A 16,280-nucleotide genomic window follows, 5' to 3' on the forward strand; every position below is an offset into this window, starting at 1 on the left:
TCCGATCTGCTATTTTGGTACGGAAGTCAGTCTTGCGTGGGAAGGACGCCGAGCTCCTCCAGAAGCGCCGCTTCGATGCGGCCTGTTCTGGGGTCGTCGCGGCGACGGGGATGGTCGATATCGACCTTGATTTCGCGGATGAAACGTCCTTGATCGAGCACCAGGATGCGGTCTGCAAGTGCGACGGCCTCCCAGACGTCGTGGGTGACGAGCAGCACGGCTGGACGATGTTTGCGCCACAGCGCGAGGACGAGCTCATGCATTCGCAACCGCGTCAGCGCATCGAGAGAGGCAACGGGCTCGTCCAGCAGCAGCAATTCGGGTTCACGCACGAGAGCCCGCGCAAGCGCCGACCGCTGTGCCTCGCCGCCTGAGAGCGTCAGTGGCCAGGCATCGACCCGGTGGGACAGGCCGACTTCCTCCAGTGCATGTGTGGCGAGCGTTCGGGCATCCGGGTGGCGCAGACCGAGCGCGACATTGTCGATCACACTTTTCCACGGAAGCAGGCGCGGTTCCTGGAAAACCACTGAACGCCGTGTGGTGAGCTGAAGCTTTTCGGCTGGAGCGGTGTCGAGACCGGCCAGAATGCGCAGAAGCGTGGTTTTTCCGGATCCGCTGCGGCCGAGCAGGGCCACGAATTCGCCGGGCGCCAGTGTGAGGTCGATGCCGTCGAGAACTGCGGCGGCGCCGAACGAGCGGGTGAGTTGCCTGATGTCGACGAGGGGGCTCACCCGATCACCTCCGGACGCCAGCGCAGCGCATAAGCTTCGATCACGCGCACGAGACCGTCGGTCAGCAGGCCGAGGATCGCGTAGACCAGAAGGCAGACGACGATGACATCGGTCTGCAGGAAGTCGCGGGCATAGGAAATGGTGTATCCGATGCCGCTTGCGGCATTGATTTGTTCGCCGACGACGAGGCTGAGCCAGGCGACGCTGAGGCCGTATCGGACGCCCACGAGCAGCGAGGGGAGGGCGCCTGGAATGATGATATGGCGAATGATGCTTGTCGTGCCGAGGTCCATTGTCTGCCCCGCCTCGATCAGCTTCCTGTCAATGCCGCGAATGCCGCCATAAAGGGTGAGGTAGATCGGAAAGATGGCGCCGAAGGCGACGAGCCCGATCTTCGGCATCTCGCCGATCCCGAACCAGAGAATGAATAGTGGCAGAAGACCCAGGAACGGCATCGCCTTCAGCATCTGGATCGGCGGGTCTATCACCGCTTCTCCGAACCGAGACAGGCCGGAGATCAGAGCCAGAACAATCCCGGCGACGAGCGCAATCGAAAAGCCTGCAAGCACCCGCAGGAACGATACGATCAGCCCGTTGATCAGTTCACCGGACGCGATGAGGCGGCTGGCTGTCGCGACGATGTCGCCCGGTCCGGCCAGAATGCGCGGCGACAGCAGTCCCGTCATGCTGGCGATCTGCCAAATGACGAGGAGGGCAATCGGCGAGGCGAGCCGCGACGCGAATTGCGCCAGGCGGCCGGGCCTCGCCGGACCCGCCATAGCTCGGTTCATGCCGGCCACCATTTGTAGAAGTGGTGGACCGGGCCATGCCCGCCGCCGATAGAAAGAGCTTTTCCGGCAATCAAAGTGTCCTGAAGATATGTTTTTGCAGCGCCAACGGACTCATGCAACGACAGGTCGCGGGCGAGGCCGGCGGTGATCGCCGCCGCAAGCGTGCAGCCTGTGCCATGGTCGTTTTTCGTATCGACACGGGGAGAAGAAAACTCCGTCACGCCTGACGTATCGAACAAGAGATCGATGCTGTCGGGGCCGCACCCGTGACCGCCCTTGATCAGCACGGCACGGGCGCCGGCGTTCAGGATCATCTCTGCCTGCCGGACCATATCCGATCGGGTTTGCGCAACAGGCATGCCGGTCAGCAGTGCTGCTTCCGGCAGGTTCGGCGTCACGATCGTCGCTCTTGGCACGAGGCTGGCGATGAGGGCCGAGATCGCATCCTCGCGCAGCAGCCGATCGCCCGAGGTGGCGACCATGACGGGATCGAGGACGACGGGACCGTTATAGTGTGTCAGCCCCCCGGCAACCGCGTGGATTGTTTCGCAGCGGGACACCATGCCGATCTTGATCGCATGCACCGTGATATCTGCAAGCACTGCGCGCATCTGCTCTCGGATCATCGTCGCCGAGATGTCTTCGACGGCGCTCACGCCCCGCGTGTTCTGGGCGGTCACGGCGGTGATTACGCTGGTCGCGAACACACCGTGTGCGGAAAATGTCTTGATATCGGCCTGAATGCCGGCACCTCCGCCACTGTCGGAGCCGGCGATTGTCATGGCAACGGATGTCATCGTTTCACCTCGCTCAGAGCATCATCCACCCGGCGCCGAAAACTGCGGCAGGCGTCTGCAGGGTCCGGTGCGCGGAAGATTGCCGAAATGACCGCGACACCGTCGGCCCCCGCGTCGATGACGCTCCGCACCTGCTCCAGCCCGATGCCCGCGATCGCGCCGACCGGGAGGGTCGGATTCAGTTTTCGCAACCGTTCGCGCAGATCCCGAAAACCGTCGAGGCCGACCGGAGGATCGGGGTTCTGTTTCGACAGGGTCTCGAACACTCCGCCGATACAGGCATAGCTGGCCTGCGCTCGTCCGGCGCGTTCCGCATCGGCACGTGTCTTGACGGTGAGACCGATGATGGCGTCGGGGCCGAGCAGCCGCCGTGCAGTCCCCGCATCCATGTCGTCAGCACCCAGATGCACGCCGTCAGCGCCTGAAGCGAGCGCCACATCGACACGGTCGTTGACCACCAGCGGCACGCCGGTGCCTTCGAGGGCAGCCTTGATGCTTATCGCCATGTCGATCATCTGCCGGGTGGAGGCGGTCTTGTCGCGGTACTGGATCAGCGTCGCGCCGTTTCGAGCGGCGATTGCTGCGAGATCCACGAGATCGCCGATATCGGAAAGACCGGCATCGACGATCGGGTTCAGTCGGTAGTCAAGTTTCATGGTCGATCCTTCCGTGCAAACTGAGCTCTTCGGCCGTGAGCGCTGACAGCGCATCCAGGAAAGCAACGGCGAAACTGCCGGGGCCGCGCGCGTGCTCGGCGGCCTGTTCGGCTGCAACACCGGTCGTCGCCAAGGCCGCAGCGGCCGCAGCCAGTGCATCCGGTTCGATGGCAAGAAAGGCAGCGATGATGCCGCCTGAAAGGCACCCGGTCCCGGTGACATCCGCCATCCATCTATGGCCGTTGCGGACAGTGACGGTGCGTGTGCCATCGGTCAGCCGGTCGTGAGCACCGGTCTCGATTGTCAGTTTTTCGCCTATGTCTCCGAACAGCGCCATCTCTGCGCTATTGCCGCGAAGGGCCGTCGGCCCGCGGGCGATCAATGTTTTTGCAAACTCAAGCCGGACCGGGGAATAATCGCTATGCACGGGATCGAGGATCCATGGTTTCCCCTGATCAATTGCAACATCGACGGCCAGGTCGATGACCTTGCGACGGTCTGCATCCAGTGTACCGAGATTGACGACGAGGACATCCGCTTTCGAGACGAAACCGACGATTTCATCCGGGGAGGAGGTCATCGACGGAATGGCGCCGATCGCGGTGAGACCATCGGCGACGAATTTCTGCACCACCGTGTTCATCAGACAATGGACGCGTGGGCGCCGGGCCCGCACACGTGCCAGAAGATCGCCGGCCTGTTGCGGCGTCGGGTAATTGTTCATTGTCATCACCGGATTTCGATCGCCACGTCTTCGACCGGCGGCGCCTGCGGAATGAGGCCGCTCGCTGCCATGAACTCACCGAAACGCTGGTATCTGCCGCGATCAAGCGCTGCAGGCCGTTTGGCGAAACGTGGCAGCGTATCGGTGAACGCCTGCCGATTGAGCTGGTCGTCGAGGTTGGGATAGGCCTTGATGAACAGCTTCCAGGCATTGTCCGGGTGATTGGTCAGGAAGATCGCAGCCTTCTCGACGGATTCGAGAAAGCGGGGGAGGCGGGGATCTGTCGCAAGCGCGTCGCGCGTCACGAAGATCAGCTCGTCATAAACAGGGACGCCGTGTTCTTCCGGAAAGAAGGAACGACCCTCGTGCCCTTCGATCCGCATCTGCGTCAGTTCGAAGTTTCTAAAACCGCCAAGCGTGGCATCGACCTTGCCGCCGATCAGCGACGGCGAGAGGGCGAAATTGACGTTGATCAGTTGGACCTCGGTAAGTGCAACGCCTTCGCCTTCGAGCATGCGCTTCAACATCGCATCTTCGAAACCCGTGACGGAAAAGCCGACCTTCTTGCCGCGCAGGTCCTTGAGGCTCTTGATCGGGCCATCGGCGAGAACCGTCACCGTATTCAAGGGCGTTTCGACGAGGGTACCGATTCGCTTGAGCGGCAGGCCGGCTGCACGGTCGAGATAGAGGTTCGGTTGGTAGTGGATGCCGATATCGGCCTGGCCGGTGGCAACGAGGCGAGGCACCGTCGACGGGTCGGCGGGAGGCACCAGCTCGACATCGAGGCCGGCGTCTTCGAAATAGCCGTTCTGGGCGGCAATCACGAGCGGCGCATGGTCCGGGTTCACGAACCATTCAAGCATGACGGTGAGCTTTTCTGCCGCCTGGCTAGCGGACGCAATCATGCTCACGGATAGGGCAATGGCAAAGGCCAGAAGCATGCGTTTCATGGGTGGTCGTCTCTCCTCACGATGATAACTGTGTCTGTTGTTCGGTCTCGATTGCCCAATGGGGGCGTCCCTTTACGAGACGGTCGAAACCCAGGCGCAGCGCGACGCTGGTCAGGGCCAGGATGGTCATGGCTGCGAAAACGGTGTCGGTCTGCATCCGGGCGTTCGCCTGAACCATGACAAAGCCGAGCCCGGCTGAAGCCCCGACCCATTCGCCGATCACGGCACCCAGCGGCGCGAGCGGCACGGCGACGCGCAGACCGGACACGAGCGCCGGCAGCGCAAGCGGTGTTCTGAGCCTCACAAGGATCTGCCAGGGCGTCGCGCTTGTCAGCGCGGCGGCTTCCAGGATCGCCGGTTCCGTCCGCCTCAGGCCATCTGCGAAGGCGGAGGCGACCGGGAAGAAGATGACGAGCGTCGTCATCATCACTTTCGACGCCATGCCGAAACCGAGCCAGAGCACCAGGATGGGTGCCAGCACGAAGACCGGAAAGGTCTGCAGGATAAGGATGATCGGCCAGGCAAGCCTGCCGGCCCGCGGGAATGCCACGACGAGAAACGCGACCGCCGCACCGAAGATGCTGCCGGCGACGAGACCTGCAAAAATCTCGGTGATGGTGACAGCGGTATGATGAGCGAGGAAGCTGCTCTGACGCACCAATGCCTGCACCACCGCGAGCGGTGACGGCAAAAGATAGCGTGGCGGCGAAAAGACCTGAACGGCTATCTGCCAGCCCACCAGCAGCAGAAAAAGCCCGAGGGCTGCAAACCGGGACTGCATGTCAGCGACGCGGGTTGAAACCGTCGAACCGCATTCGTCCTATTCGGGTATTTCTCGAGAGCGTAAGCATGGCTGATCTCCTGACCTTGACATCATGGAGATCCAGGCGAGCGGAGAATAAGAAAGAGGTGCGGTATTGCGCCGTTTCCGTTCCTACGCCGGTATGACCCGGATCAGGTTCAAGGGTCCGGCTCACCGCCATCTCAGCACCGTTCGATGCTCCCCTCGGAATGACGCTAAGGTTGGACAAAGAAACGGCCTTTGTCAATCGCTTGCGATCGCTGTCCGGCAGAGCCTGCGCGGCGAGGTGACAAAAATTTTATTCTATGTCATCCGCCTCCCGGAAACCCGGGGCCCGTCCGCTGGTTATGTCTTCGCAACTTAGGAGGAGCAACCATGACCGATAGAGAACAGGAACAGCGCGAACGGGCCTACAGACTGTGGGAGGAAGAAGGCCGTCCTGAAGGGTCCCATGACGATCACTGGAAGCGTTCCGAGCATCCAGCCGACATGTCGGATCAGGAAAGCGACGATGTGACCAAGGTCAACCAGCAGGCTGATGCGGCGTTTGGTGGAGAGAACGATGCAGCGGCCGACGATGCCGCCACAATCCGGCCTCCGTCGTCAGTCGCGCCGGACTGACGTCGACCAGCGGTAGTCTGGATAGGTATCAGACCTGCCCTGCATGAAAGGGGTTGGCACAACACCTCGAAATATCGGCTGCCGATAGTTCGGCCGTCGACACACTTCAGCCGTCACAAAACCCGTTCGTCCGGTCCACTTTATGCGTCGTCGGGCGATCGAGAACCTGACCGAAACACACGACGGCCACCCGTTTTCCGGTGGCTTTCGCCAGATACATATAGTCGTCAGCGCGTTTGACATAGGTTTGCGGCGTGTCTTCGGCCTTTAGGAACGTAACGCCGACCGCGGCACCCGTGAATGTCACCTGGCCATCGATGGGGATCGGCTTGAACACCCTTTCCATCGTTTCCTGAATATGCGTCTGCATATCGCCCGCAAACTTGCGATCCATGTCGAGAAGAATAGCAAACTCGTCTCCTCCGACCCTGGCGATGAAATCCGTTGCTCGGAAACTTTCGCGAAGTCTCGCCGAGATCGTTCGCAGGACTTCGTCGCCTGCGGAATGCCCCAGACTGTCGTTGACGATCTTGAAGCCGTTGAGATCGATGTAGGCGATGGCGAGCTTTCTGTCATTGAGCAGGTTGCGGGCAACCTCTCCGGCAACAACCTCATCGAAACAGGCTCGGTTTGGGAGACCTGACAGGGCATCGGTCTGCGCGGAGGTTTTCAGAGCGCTTTCGATAGCGCGCTGCTGCCTGACGCGGGCAGACACATCGACAATGACCTCCACATCGAATGAAACGCCATCGACGATCGTGCGTTGCGCGGAAATCAGGGTTGGGATGATCGTACCATCCGAATGAGCAATCTCAACATCTTCGAGCTCGTAGGCGCCGTCCTCGCGCAATAGCCGGTGCCGTCTGTCGCGGGCGGGATTGTCGATCGCGGCACCCTCGGAAATCAGCTTCTTTCCGTTGATCTCGTCCCATTTCAGGCCGGTGAGCTTCAGATAGGCATCGTTGACTTTGACGTAGCTCGAGGTTTTCGTGTCGCTCGTCGTGATGGCCATGGCAATGGGCGCGGACTCAAACATCCTCATCAGCATTGAGATCAAGTGTTGCGTCGGCAGGACATCAGCCTGGTCCGGATCATGCCAGACATGAGGAGCCTTCACGGATACTTTCCCGTCCAGCGGGACCTCCGTGGGCACGATCTCGGTGATGGTGCCGTACCATTTCACGATCTTGCCGGTCGCATCGCGATGAGGCTTTGCCCGACTGACCATCCATCGCCAGCTGTCGTCGTGCAGACGCATGCGAAACCTGGTTTCGAATGGGTCGCCGGATGGCAGCCATCCAAGCCATTCCCGCCGAACCCGCAAACTGTCGTCCGGATGCATCCGACCGTACCAGTCCGCGATCCGGTCACGCATCCTGGACATCGTCGGGTCTGGCGTTGGCCCCATGAAATTGACAATGCCTTCGGCATCGCTCGACCAGGGAATGTTCGGGCTGAGTTCGATCGACCATCGTGCGTGGTCTTCCGTCTCGGTCAGCGCCTTTTCCATCGATTTGTGACCGGTAACATCGATCGCCGTGACCGAAATGCCGATCGGCTCGCCTGCGTCGTCATCGACCCGCTGGTTCACCACGAGGAGAATGTTCTCACTTCCGGGCGGACGATATTCGTCCACAATCAAAGGCTCGCCCGCAAGGACTCGCTGAAGATCTTTGGTGACCCGGCGCGCCTCTCGTGCCGGCATGAAACTGTGAACGGTGAGCCCGATCATCTGCTCGGGCGTTAATCCCAGCATTGCAGCGAACCGATTGTTTACACTGACATGGCGCAAGTCTGAATCGAGAAAGCAGAGACCGACCGGTGCCGCCTCATAGAGCGTTTCCAGTTGATGGACCCGCTGGAACAGCGAGCCGGTTCCGCGGCGTTCCGTGAGTGGCTTCTGCTTGCTGACAGCGAGAAGCCGTTCTGTCGCATCACCGTCGACAGGTCTGCCAAACAGCCACCCCTGTCCAACGTCGCAACCAAGGCGCTTCAGCATTTCTGCCTGTTCTTCGGTTTCAACGCCCTCGGCAACAACCGTCATGCCAAGGCTTTGCCCCAGCCCAATGACCGAGGCGACGATTTTCCGGCTGCCGCTGTCATGCTGCATGGAGCGCACGAAGCTTGTGTCGATCTTCAGTTTGTCGAAGGGGAACGCGTGAAGCCGCGTCAGGCTGGCAAAGCCGGTCCCGAAGTCGTCGAGGGAGATGCCCATGCCGGCAGACTTGAGCGATGCTATGTTTTCCCTGACGACTGTATCGTCATCGAGCAGTGCGCTTTCCGTCATTTCGATATGGATCCGGTTCATCGGAAACCCGGTGTCCGAGATTATCGAAGCCAGAAAGTGGAAGAGGTCTGGGTCCTGAAACTGCGTCGGCGACAGGTTGATCGCGAGGACAAAGTCTCCCCTCCAGCTTGCAGCTTTGCGACAGGCATCCTGGACGATCTTTTGCGTCAAAGCCCCGATCAGATTGCTGGTTTCGGCGAACGGAATGAAATCTGAAGGTGCGATGGCACCTGCTTCAGAATCGGTCCAACGCGCAAGGACCTCAAAGCCGATGATCGCACCGCTCTGCAGATCGACAAGCGGCTGAAATGCCGGCCAGATCGCATCGGTTGAGAGGGCTTCGGAAAGTCGTCGCTTCGACAAGATGCCGTCCTTGGCGGACGCGGGTCCTTTCGTCAAAACCTGCTGTGCAGATTTCCGATTTGCCGGACCGATATGTCGACCAGAGATCATGGCACTTTCCACACTTGCGGAAAAGCAATGTCAGAGACCGCTTAAGAATAGATTAGCATGGCTTAATTTAAGAAACGATGCGTATCTGTCGGCATCTACATTGGTTCGATGGCCGCCATGAGCTATGACCGCGCTCGTGAGACTACAGGAGCGCGCTGCGGATCTTGCTGATGGCGGCGTCGGGATCCGAGCCATAGGGAATGAGCCCCTTCAACCTGCCATCCGCACCGATCAGGAACAGGTCCATCGTGTGGCTCATGGAATAGCCACCACTCTTGTTCGGCTTCTTTTCCGCAAATGCGCGCCATCCGGCCACCACCCGCCGGATCTCCTCAGGCGTTCCGGTCACCCCCGTGATCCGGTCGGAAAACGCCGTGACATAGCCGTTCATGATGTCAGGGGTGTCTCGCTCCGGGTCGACCGTGAACAGGTAGCTTTTGATCGGCAGGCCATCTTCACCCAGTTCCTTGAGGTATCCAGCAACTTCATAAAGCGTCGTCGGGCAGGCTTCCGGGCAATGCGTGTAGCCGAAATAGACCAGTGACGGGTTGCCCTTGAAGATCGACTGATCGACCGCTTCTCCCCGATCGTTGATCAGAGAAAACGCGGTATTGAATGTGGTGTTTCTTGGCTCATCCTTGAACGTAAAGAAGAGGATTCCGACGAGGACAGTGATGAAGATTGCCGAGATCGTTGTGGCAACCAGCATGAACGGGTTCTTCGTCATCAGTGGTGACCCTCATGAGCGGCGTGAGGCCTTTGCGCACCGGCAAACGGTCCGACGGCAAAATCGACCTCGATCGGCCCGGCCTTTTCAAAGATGAGCGTGACCGCCAGCGTCTCGCCCTCCTTGAAAGGTCTAGAGACATTCGTGAACATGAAATGATAGCCACCGGGTTCCAGCTTGACGGTAGACTTGGCCGGCACGGGGATGCCCTTGTCCAGTTCCCGCATTTCCATCACGGCGCCGGTCATCTTCATCTCGTGGATCTGGACTTCTTCGGCACGATCCGACCTCGCGCCGACAAGTCGATCGGCCGCGCCGGCGTTGTTGATCGTCAGGTAGCCCCCTCCGACCTTTGCTACCGGCAGCATGGCGCGGGAATATGCGGATTCGATCGTGATATCGCCGGCCCCGTGGGCATGCATGTGCTGGGAAGAGGCGGTGCCGGGCAGCATCAATGCCACGGCCGCTACAAGAAATTTCGCTCGGATTGTCGACATGGGTATTCGCCTTTGACGTAGCAGAATCGGTTTTGCTTATTCCGTCAGCTACGAAGAGGGGGCCCTCTGGCCGAGGTGCCGGTCAGCAGGACGAACCGAGAAAGGCTTTCGTTGGATTGCCAATGCGCGTGCACGATCTCGCGCAGGATCGGCGCACCCAACGTATCTGTCGGCAGTGGCAGTATTGATGCCGTCACATGCCGGCAGCCGTCGCAGGAGATCTTGCTTTCACCTTTATGGTGCTTCCCGGCTTCCGAGGGAAGGCAAAGATCAGGCAGACTTCCGTCCGGGAGGATGTAGGACGCAATCGCGATGGTCTCGATCGAGCGCGCATTGGCGGTCGGATTAGAATTGGCAAATCCAAGCAGCAGAAACGCAAGGCTGCAGAGAATGCGCAACCCTACCTGTCTAATCTGCCCAAAACACCGGATCATCTCGCCTATCAGCTCATCATGCAGCCCAAGGTCATAATGAGTTACGGCAACCCATGCAATGCGTTGCAACCACGAGGACATTGTGACGCAGATGAGCCGCGCGGGCAGACGACCCTCCCGATCACGTGCAGCGCTAAATTGGCGTCAGAGGCTCACGCCGCTTTCCCGGTCGAAGACATAGACGAGGTTTTTGTCGATGCCGGCGCGAAACTGCGTTCCATGTCGGACAGGGTGGTCTCCATCGACGATGGCGGTCATCTGCTGGCCGGCAAATTCAAACAGCACATGCGTCTGGGCGCCCGTCGGTTCGACGAGCAGCGTTTCTCCACCGATATTGTCGCCGCCGGCCGTCAGGTGTTCGGGGCGGAGCCCGAGCTTGACGCTCTGGCCGCGACGGACCTTGCGCAGCGGCGAAATGTCGATTGCGGATCCTTCCGCCAGACGAACGACCGGTCTGTCGTTTTCGCCGTCGATCGTGCCGTCGAGCAGGTTCATCGCGGGTGAGCCGATGAAGCCCGCGACGAAGAGGTTGGCAGGCGTCCGGTAGAGTTCCATCGGCGTGCCGACCTGCTCGATGCGGCCGGAATTGAGAACGACGATCCGGTCGGCAAGCGTCATCGCTTCGATCTGGTCATGCGTCACATAGATGGACGTCGTGCCGACCTTCTGGTGCAGCGCCTTGATCTCGGTGCGCATCTGCACGCGCAGTTTGGCGTCGAGATTGGACAAGGGTTCGTCGAACAGAAAGACTGCCGGATCGCGAACGATCGCCCGTCCCATCGCGACGCGCTGCCGTTGCCCGCCGGAAAGCTGGCTGGGCTTGCGGTCCAGCAGATCCTCGAGCGCCAGCATGCGGGCAGCTTCTCCGACGCGGGTCGCGATGTCAGGCTTGGTGACACCGGCAAGCTTGAGGTTGAAGCCCATGTTCTCGCCGACCGTCATGTGCGGGTAGAGTGCGTAGGACTGGAAGACCATCGCGATGTTGCGTTCCCGCGGCGTCATGGCATTGACCACCGTGCCGCCGATCGTGACTTCGCCGTCGCTGATGTCTTCAAGCCCCGCGATCATGCGCAGCAGCGTCGACTTTCCGCAGCCTGACGGCCCGACCAGGGCGATGAATTCGCCGTCATCGACCGACAGCGAGATATCGTGCACCACCTGGAGCGCGCCGTAGCTCTTGCGAACGTTTGTAAGGCCAACCGATGCCATGATGCTAATCCCTCATTTCAAGACTTTACGGCGCCGGCGGTTAGGCCTGCGATGATGTGTTTCTGGGCCAGGAAGAAGACGATGATCGTCGGCAGGATGGTGAGCGTGATGAAGGCAAGCACCAGCTGCCAATCGGTGCCGAACTCGCCGCGATAGACCATGATGCCGAGAGGCCACGGATATTTGCTTTCGGTATTCAGCATGATCAACGGCAGGATGTAGCTGTTCCAGCTGCTGACGAAGGTGACGATGCCAACCGTAGCCACGATCGGCCGCGATAGCGGCAGCGATATGTACCAGAAGAAGCGGATATAGCCGCAGCCATCGACAAAGGCCGCCTGGAACAGCTCTTCCGGCAGGTTGCGGAAATAGTTGCGGAACAGAAGGATGCTCATACCGAGCCCGAATGCGACCTGCGGCAGGATCACGCCCCAATAGGAGTCGAGCAGGCCAAGATCGCGAATACGGATGAACAGCGGGAGAATTGCCGTTGCTGCCGGAAACATCAGCCCGATCAGAAAGTAGTTGAGCAACTGGTTTGAGCCGAAGAAGCGGATATGCGCAAAGCAGAAAGCCGCCATCGACGAGACGACCAATGTGAGGAACACGGTGACACCGGCGATGATCAGCGAGTTCATCATCTGGCGCCAGTAGCGCTCGCCGAACAGGATATCGATGTAGTTGGACCAGACCCATTCGCTGGGGAGCCCGAACGGATTGAGCCGGAGGTCGCCAAGCGTCTTGAAGCCGCCTAGCGCCGTCGTGACCAGCGGCACCAGCACGACGGCAGCGACCAGCGACAGCGAAACATAGACATAGAGGCGCGTGGCCGTGGACACGCGGACTGTGGACGATGTGTCAGTCATTGCGCATGAATATCCTTTTGTAACCGAAGGCGATCGTTACACAAATGACGAACAGGACGACGCCGACGGCGCTTCCCAATCCGACCTGCATGCGCGTGACGCCGTAGGTGTAGAGAAAGGTGACCATGGTCTGCGTCGAGTTCGACGGACCGCCGCCGGTCAGCGGCATGATCAGGTCGAACAGTTGCAGCGATCCGATGATGGCAAAGAAGACGGACAGGCGCACGGTCGATCCGAGCAGTGGCAAGGTGACGTAGCGGAATTTCTGCCAGCCGGTCGCACCGTCGATCTCGGCCGCTTCCATGACGCTCTTGTCGATCGACTGGAGGCCGGCGATGAACAGCATCATGTGAAAGCCGAAATATTTCCAGATGACGACGGCCAGCACCGCGTAGATCGCAAGATCCCTGTCAGCTAGAACATACGGTGTCGCTACGCCGAGAAAGCCGGCGATTGCGGCGAACAATCCATAGTCACCGTCATAGACGAAGCGCCAGATGAGACCGGCGGCCACGTCGGCCAGAACATAAGGTAGAAAGAAGATCAGCCGGAATGCGACGACGCCTCTGATCTTCTTGCCGAGCATCACCGCCAGCCAGATTGCCAGCGGCACCTGCAGCAGCAGGGACACGACGATGATCAGGCCATTGTTGATCAAAGCGGTCGAAAAGGCGGCGTTGTTGAACAGCACCTCGAAATTGCGAACGCCCACAAATTCGGTCGGCGTGCCGTAGCCGTTCCAGCGATAGAAACTGTACCACGCGGCTTCGCCCATGGGCAGGATCACAAAGAGCGTGAACAGAAGCAGGGCGGGCGGCAGGAAGATGATCAGCGCCGGCAATCGGCCACGCGCGGTCGGGCTTTTGTAGCGCACCTTTTCCGGCACACCCATGACGGAGGCGCCGCTGATCTTCGCGGTCATGTTGTTCATCCGGTCTATCCTTGTCGCACCAATTCAGGGGTGCCTTCGCCGGTGACGGCGCTCGCCGCCACCGGCTTGTCGGCTTACTCCAGTTCGGTCGCGTCCTGGATTGCCTGCGCTCCCTCTTCGGCGGTCATCTGCCCGGCGAGAATTTCGACCGAGACATCATTGACGACGCGGCCAACCGATGGACCGAGATCCTGGTCGAAGAAGTTCTGGTGCCAGGTGGATGCGGCGAGCTGGTCCGCAGATTCCCGCATCAGCGGGTTTTTCAAGCCTTCCTCAGCATCCACAGCGGCAGGGATGATCATCCCCTCGGAAGCCATCCTTCGCTCCATTTCCTGACCAGTCAGGTAACGGAGGAAATCGACAGCCGCAGGAGACGCGTTCTTAGTGACACCCCAGCCGTTCAGGCCGCCAAGCGTATCGGTCGCCTTGCCAGCGCCGCCTTCGACTGTCGGGAAGGCGAAGCGACCGATGTTTTCGGCAGCAAGTCCCTTGCCGTCGCCAGCGTTCTTGCGCTGGTTGGGCTCGGTATTTTCAAAACCGAGAAGCATCGCTGCGCGTCCATCGCCGAATGCGCCGAGCGTCTGCGGCCAGTTGGCGCCGAGATAGCCGTTCTGGAACGGCTGAAGCTTGCCGAGTTCGGCCAGTTGCTCGCCGGCCTTGATCACGGACGGGTGCATGAAGCCTTCGCCTTCCTTGTTCTTGGCGGCTTCGAACACCTCTTCACCGCCATTGCGCATGACGAGAAAGCTCCAGTAGAAATGCAGTGGCCACTTATCGCCACCGCCGCCTGCAATCGGTGCGATGCCGGCAGCCTTCAACGTCTTGACCGCTCCCAGGAAATCGTCCCAGGTCTTGATGTCGTCGGCTTTGACGCCCGCCTTGGCGAACAACTCCTTGTTGTAGAAGAAGTTGACGGTGCCCATGCGATACGGGACGGCATAGATCTTTTCATCGAATGTCAGGCCGGCGACGGCGGCTGGCTTGTAGGTTTTGGCCCATTCGCCGCCATTCGCGTTCATGGCCTCCGTAAGATCCATCAGGGCGCCCGTCTGGGACTGCTGACGAAGAACGCCGCCACCCCAGCTGTAGAAGAAGTCAGGCGCCGCGTCGGACTGCAGAAGCGTCGGCAACTTGGCCTTGAACGCTTCGTTTTCGAGAAACTGCAGCTGGATATCGACATCCGGATGCTGCGTTTCATATTTCTTGGCGATGTCTTCCCACGTCTTGATATAGGCGGGTACGGTTTCGACGTGCATCCACTTGACGACCGTTTGTGCAGCAGTTGCCGTATGGGTCCCGAAAAGCGTCGAAAGTGCAGTGGCTGCGGCGAGCGCAGTGATCCGAACGCCCGTATAGGACGTTGCGTTGTGGTGATAGGTCATTCTTCCTCCTCCAAAGGGAAACAACCATCCTCAATTTTTCCCTTATGCGGATTAATTCAAACGACATTTACATCATTGTCAACCGCACCCGCTGAAGTTTTGCTCACATTGGCTTGACAAGAGGCAGTTCGTCGACGCTATTTAATTCGCGATCCGACATAAATATCGGAATCAAACGTCATAGCGATACGGGCATCCGGCTTTCCATGAAGACTGCAGATCCAGAATTGATGCGGGCGATCAATCGTTTCACGGTGCTGGACAAGATCCGCAGGCGCGGCCCGATTTCCCGGGTCGAGATCAGCGAACGTTCGCAGCTGTCGACCACGACCGTCTCGGCTATCACCGCATCGCTGCTCGACGACGGGCTGATCCTGACCAGGCATGAGGGCGACATCAGAAATACGGCGGCCCGCGGCAGGCCGCGCGTGATGCTGGAGCTCAACCCGGATGCGGCACGCGTCGTCGGCGCCAAGATCGCCACCAATCGTCTTGTTTTCGCCCTGACGAATTTCTGCGGCGAGGTTCTGTCGCAGCTCACCATTCCGGTCCGCGTTGACAGGTTGCCGATCGCCGTCATCAGCGATCTGGTCGAAGACGGCGTGCGCCGGTGCATCGTCGATGCCGGGATTTCGCTGAGCGACATCGACACAGTGTGCCTGGGCCTGCCGGGCGTTGTCGAACATCGCACCGGAAAGGTGCGCTCCAGCCCGATCTTTCGCGAGACGGATATCAATTTTGCCGAGGAGATGACGAGCCGGCTTGGCCTACCGACGATCGTCGAAAGCGATGCGCACGCGATCGCCTTGTCGCACCACTGGTTCGGTCAGGCCCGGGATCTCGACGATTTCGTCATCGTCTCGCTGGAGCAGACATTGGGCCTTGCACTTCTTCACAACGGCCAGGTGTTCCGTGGCGCTGGTGGTCTCAGTCATAATCTCGGCGATCTGGTGCTCGGGGCGACATCCGAGGAGACGCTCAGGCTTTCGGCGATTGCGGGCGAGACAGCCATTTTCGGTGAGCAGCAAATGGTCGGTCATTTCGCCGAAGCCGTCAGGCTTGGGCGCGGCATGGCGCATGCACAAGCGCTGATCGCCACCGAGAACAACCCATTGTCGGGCGCTGCCGTAAGGGCCGGCGAAGCGGTCGGCTTGGCGATTGCCAACATCGTCACACTCTTCGGTCCGCCCCGCGTCATCATCGTCGGCTCGACGCTGGGCCTTGGCGCCGCGTTTACCGACAGCCTGCAGCAATCCTATTCCCGCGCTATTCCGAGCTCGATCAGCGAAGTCGCCGAACTGGTTTTCGACCAGTCGACCGACGAGGCGTGGGCGCAGGGCGCGGCGGTCGTCGCGTTGCGCGAGCTTTACGAGTCGCCCTGGGGAACGACAGGTCCCGCTTCGAGCCTCTAGCGCAGGCGAA

At 60.1% G+C, this 16,280-nt stretch carries 17 protein-coding genes and 1 riboswitch; of the genes, 2 read left to right on the forward strand and 15 right to left on the reverse strand.

The genetic code is table 11. The features are described from left to right. Positions 1 to 26: 26 nt before the first annotated feature. From G6K99_RS20310 to G6K99_RS20340, 7 genes are read right to left on the reverse strand one after another with little or no spacing between them, the layout of a single operon-like run. Complete coding sequence (locus tag G6K99_RS20310) at positions 27 to 731, reverse strand: ATP-binding cassette domain-containing protein (protein ID WP_174197675.1); 705 nt, start codon at positions 729 to 731, stop codon at positions 27 to 29. Next, a complete protein-coding gene (locus G6K99_RS20315) occupies positions 728 to 1,522 on the reverse strand; it encodes an ABC transporter permease subunit (RefSeq protein WP_244631549.1) in 795 nt (264 codons plus the stop codon). The genes G6K99_RS20310 and G6K99_RS20315 overlap by 4 nt, the downstream gene beginning before the upstream one ends. Next, entirely contained in the window at positions 1,519 to 2,319 is an 801-nt protein-coding gene (gene thiD, locus G6K99_RS20320; RefSeq protein ID WP_174197677.1) for a bifunctional hydroxymethylpyrimidine kinase/phosphomethylpyrimidine kinase, read from the reverse strand. The genes G6K99_RS20315 and thiD overlap by 4 nt, the downstream gene beginning before the upstream one ends. Then, on the reverse strand, positions 2,316 to 2,975 hold the full coding sequence (gene thiE / locus G6K99_RS20325; protein WP_174197678.1) for a thiamine phosphate synthase: 660 nt from the start codon (positions 2,973 to 2,975) through the stop codon (positions 2,316 to 2,318). The genes thiD and thiE overlap by 4 nt, the downstream gene beginning before the upstream one ends. After that, a complete protein-coding gene (locus G6K99_RS20330; protein ID WP_174197679.1) occupies positions 2,965 to 3,705 on the reverse strand; it encodes a hydroxyethylthiazole kinase in 741 nt (246 codons plus the stop codon). The genes thiE and G6K99_RS20330 overlap by 11 nt, the downstream gene beginning before the upstream one ends. Further along, on the reverse strand, positions 3,705 to 4,649 hold the full coding sequence (locus tag G6K99_RS20335; RefSeq protein ID WP_174197680.1) for an ABC transporter substrate-binding protein: 945 nt from the start codon (positions 4,647 to 4,649) through the stop codon (positions 3,705 to 3,707). The genes G6K99_RS20330 and G6K99_RS20335 overlap by 1 nt, the downstream gene beginning before the upstream one ends. 16 nt (positions 4,650 to 4,665) lie before the next feature. After that, positions 4,666 to 5,430: an ABC transporter permease gene (locus G6K99_RS20340; protein WP_174197681.1), complete on the reverse strand. Its 765-nt coding sequence runs from the start codon at positions 5,428 to 5,430 to the stop codon at positions 4,666 to 4,668. A 133-nt stretch (positions 5,431 to 5,563) separates the two neighbouring features. Beyond that, a riboswitch (TPP riboswitch) is annotated at positions 5,564 to 5,666 on the reverse strand. A 160-nt stretch (positions 5,667 to 5,826) separates the two neighbouring features. Here G6K99_RS20340 and G6K99_RS20345 point away from each other — a divergent pair. After that, on the forward strand, positions 5,827 to 6,072 hold the full coding sequence (locus tag G6K99_RS20345) for a DUF2934 domain-containing protein (RefSeq protein ID WP_062459613.1): 246 nt from the start codon (positions 5,827 to 5,829) through the stop codon (positions 6,070 to 6,072). A gap of 106 nt (positions 6,073 to 6,178) precedes the next feature. On the opposite strand, the gene G6K99_RS20350 is transcribed toward G6K99_RS20345, so the two are convergent. The 8 genes from G6K99_RS20350 to G6K99_RS20385 all read right to left on the reverse strand — a co-directional run bounded on the left by G6K99_RS20350 (position 6,179) and on the right by G6K99_RS20385 (position 14,858). Continuing rightward, positions 6,179 to 8,722 carry an EAL domain-containing protein gene (locus G6K99_RS20350; RefSeq protein ID WP_174197682.1) on the reverse strand — a complete coding sequence of 848 codons (2,544 nt, stop codon included), beginning with the start codon at positions 8,720 to 8,722 and terminating at the stop codon, positions 6,179 to 6,181. 232 nt (positions 8,723 to 8,954) lie between these two features. Next, positions 8,955 to 9,539 carry an SCO family protein gene (locus tag G6K99_RS20355; protein ID WP_244631550.1) on the reverse strand — a complete coding sequence of 195 codons (585 nt, stop codon included), beginning with the start codon at positions 9,537 to 9,539 and terminating at the stop codon, positions 8,955 to 8,957. Further along, complete coding sequence (locus tag G6K99_RS20360) at positions 9,539 to 10,036, reverse strand: copper chaperone PCu(A)C (protein WP_244631551.1); 498 nt, start codon at positions 10,034 to 10,036, stop codon at positions 9,539 to 9,541. Before G6K99_RS20360 ends, G6K99_RS20355 begins: the two co-directional genes overlap by 1 nt. A 44-nt stretch (positions 10,037 to 10,080) precedes the next feature. Next, the gene (locus G6K99_RS20365; RefSeq protein WP_162728390.1) at positions 10,081 to 10,539 is read right to left on the reverse strand and encodes a hypothetical protein; all 459 of its coding nucleotides are present in this window, start codon (positions 10,537 to 10,539) and stop codon (positions 10,081 to 10,083) included. 75 nt (positions 10,540 to 10,614) lie between these two features. Further along, entirely contained in the window at positions 10,615 to 11,679 is a 1,065-nt protein-coding gene (locus tag G6K99_RS20370; protein WP_092663091.1) for an ABC transporter ATP-binding protein, read from the reverse strand. Positions 11,680 to 11,696: 17 nt separating this feature from the next. Then, positions 11,697 to 12,545: a carbohydrate ABC transporter permease gene (locus tag G6K99_RS20375; protein WP_062578048.1), complete on the reverse strand. Its 849-nt coding sequence runs from the start codon at positions 12,543 to 12,545 to the stop codon at positions 11,697 to 11,699. Further along, positions 12,538 to 13,437, reverse strand: a complete 900-nt coding sequence (locus G6K99_RS20380) for a carbohydrate ABC transporter permease (protein ID WP_092663466.1) — start codon at positions 13,435 to 13,437, stop codon at positions 12,538 to 12,540. Before G6K99_RS20380 ends, G6K99_RS20375 begins: the two co-directional genes overlap by 8 nt. A gap of 113 nt (positions 13,438 to 13,550) precedes the next feature. Next, a complete protein-coding gene (locus tag G6K99_RS20385) occupies positions 13,551 to 14,858 on the reverse strand; it encodes an ABC transporter substrate-binding protein (RefSeq protein WP_174197683.1) in 1,308 nt (435 codons plus the stop codon). A 206-nt stretch (positions 14,859 to 15,064) separates the two neighbouring features. Here G6K99_RS20385 and G6K99_RS20390 point away from each other — a divergent pair, with 206 nt between their 5' ends. After that, positions 15,065 to 16,270 (forward strand): ROK family transcriptional regulator, encoded by a 1,206-nt coding sequence (locus G6K99_RS20390; protein ID WP_174197684.1) that lies wholly within the window; start codon positions 15,065 to 15,067, stop codon positions 16,268 to 16,270. Positions 16,271 to 16,280 lie beyond the last annotated feature (10 nt).

The sequence above is a fragment of the Neorhizobium sp. AL 9.2.2 genome, assembly GCF_013317225.1.
GTDB lineage: Bacteria > Pseudomonadota > Alphaproteobacteria > Rhizobiales > Rhizobiaceae > Neorhizobium > Neorhizobium soli.

Excerpts from the sequence above, each read along its gene's own strand:
- G6K99_RS20390 (WP_174197684.1), top strand. The coding sequence starts at position 15,065 with ATGAAGACTGCAGATCCAGAATTGATGCGGGCGATCAATCGTTTCACG.
- G6K99_RS20315 (WP_244631549.1), bottom strand. The coding sequence starts at position 1,522 with ATGAACCGAGCTATGGCGGGTCCGGCGAGGCCCGGCCGCCTGGCGCAA.
- G6K99_RS20355 (WP_244631550.1), bottom strand. The coding sequence starts at position 9,539 with ATGACGAAGAACCCGTTCATGCTGGTTGCCACAACGATCTCGGCAATC.
- G6K99_RS20380 (WP_092663466.1), bottom strand. The coding sequence starts at position 13,437 with ATGGGTGTGCCGGAAAAGGTGCGCTACAAAAGCCCGACCGCGCGTGGC.
- thiD (WP_174197677.1), bottom strand. The coding sequence starts at position 2,319 with ATGACATCCGTTGCCATGACAATCGCCGGCTCCGACAGTGGCGGAGGT.
- thiE (WP_174197678.1), bottom strand. The coding sequence starts at position 2,975 with ATGAAACTTGACTACCGACTGAACCCGATCGTCGATGCCGGTCTTTCC.
- G6K99_RS20335 (WP_174197680.1), bottom strand. The coding sequence starts at position 4,649 with ATGAAACGCATGCTTCTGGCCTTTGCCATTGCCCTATCCGTGAGCATG.
- G6K99_RS20385 (WP_174197683.1), bottom strand. The coding sequence starts at position 14,858 with ATGACCTATCACCACAACGCAACGTCCTATACGGGCGTTCGGATCACT.
- G6K99_RS20330 (WP_174197679.1), bottom strand. The coding sequence starts at position 3,705 with ATGACAATGAACAATTACCCGACGCCGCAACAGGCCGGCGATCTTCTG.
- G6K99_RS20375 (WP_062578048.1), bottom strand. The coding sequence starts at position 12,545 with ATGACTGACACATCGTCCACAGTCCGCGTGTCCACGGCCACGCGCCTC.
- G6K99_RS20360 (WP_244631551.1), bottom strand. The coding sequence starts at position 10,036 with ATGTCGACAATCCGAGCGAAATTTCTTGTAGCGGCCGTGGCATTGATG.
- G6K99_RS20340 (WP_174197681.1), bottom strand. The coding sequence starts at position 5,430 with ATGCAGTCCCGGTTTGCAGCCCTCGGGCTTTTTCTGCTGCTGGTGGGC.
- G6K99_RS20345 (WP_062459613.1), top strand. The coding sequence starts at position 5,827 with ATGACCGATAGAGAACAGGAACAGCGCGAACGGGCCTACAGACTGTGG.
- G6K99_RS20370 (WP_092663091.1), bottom strand. The coding sequence starts at position 11,679 with ATGGCATCGGTTGGCCTTACAAACGTTCGCAAGAGCTACGGCGCGCTC.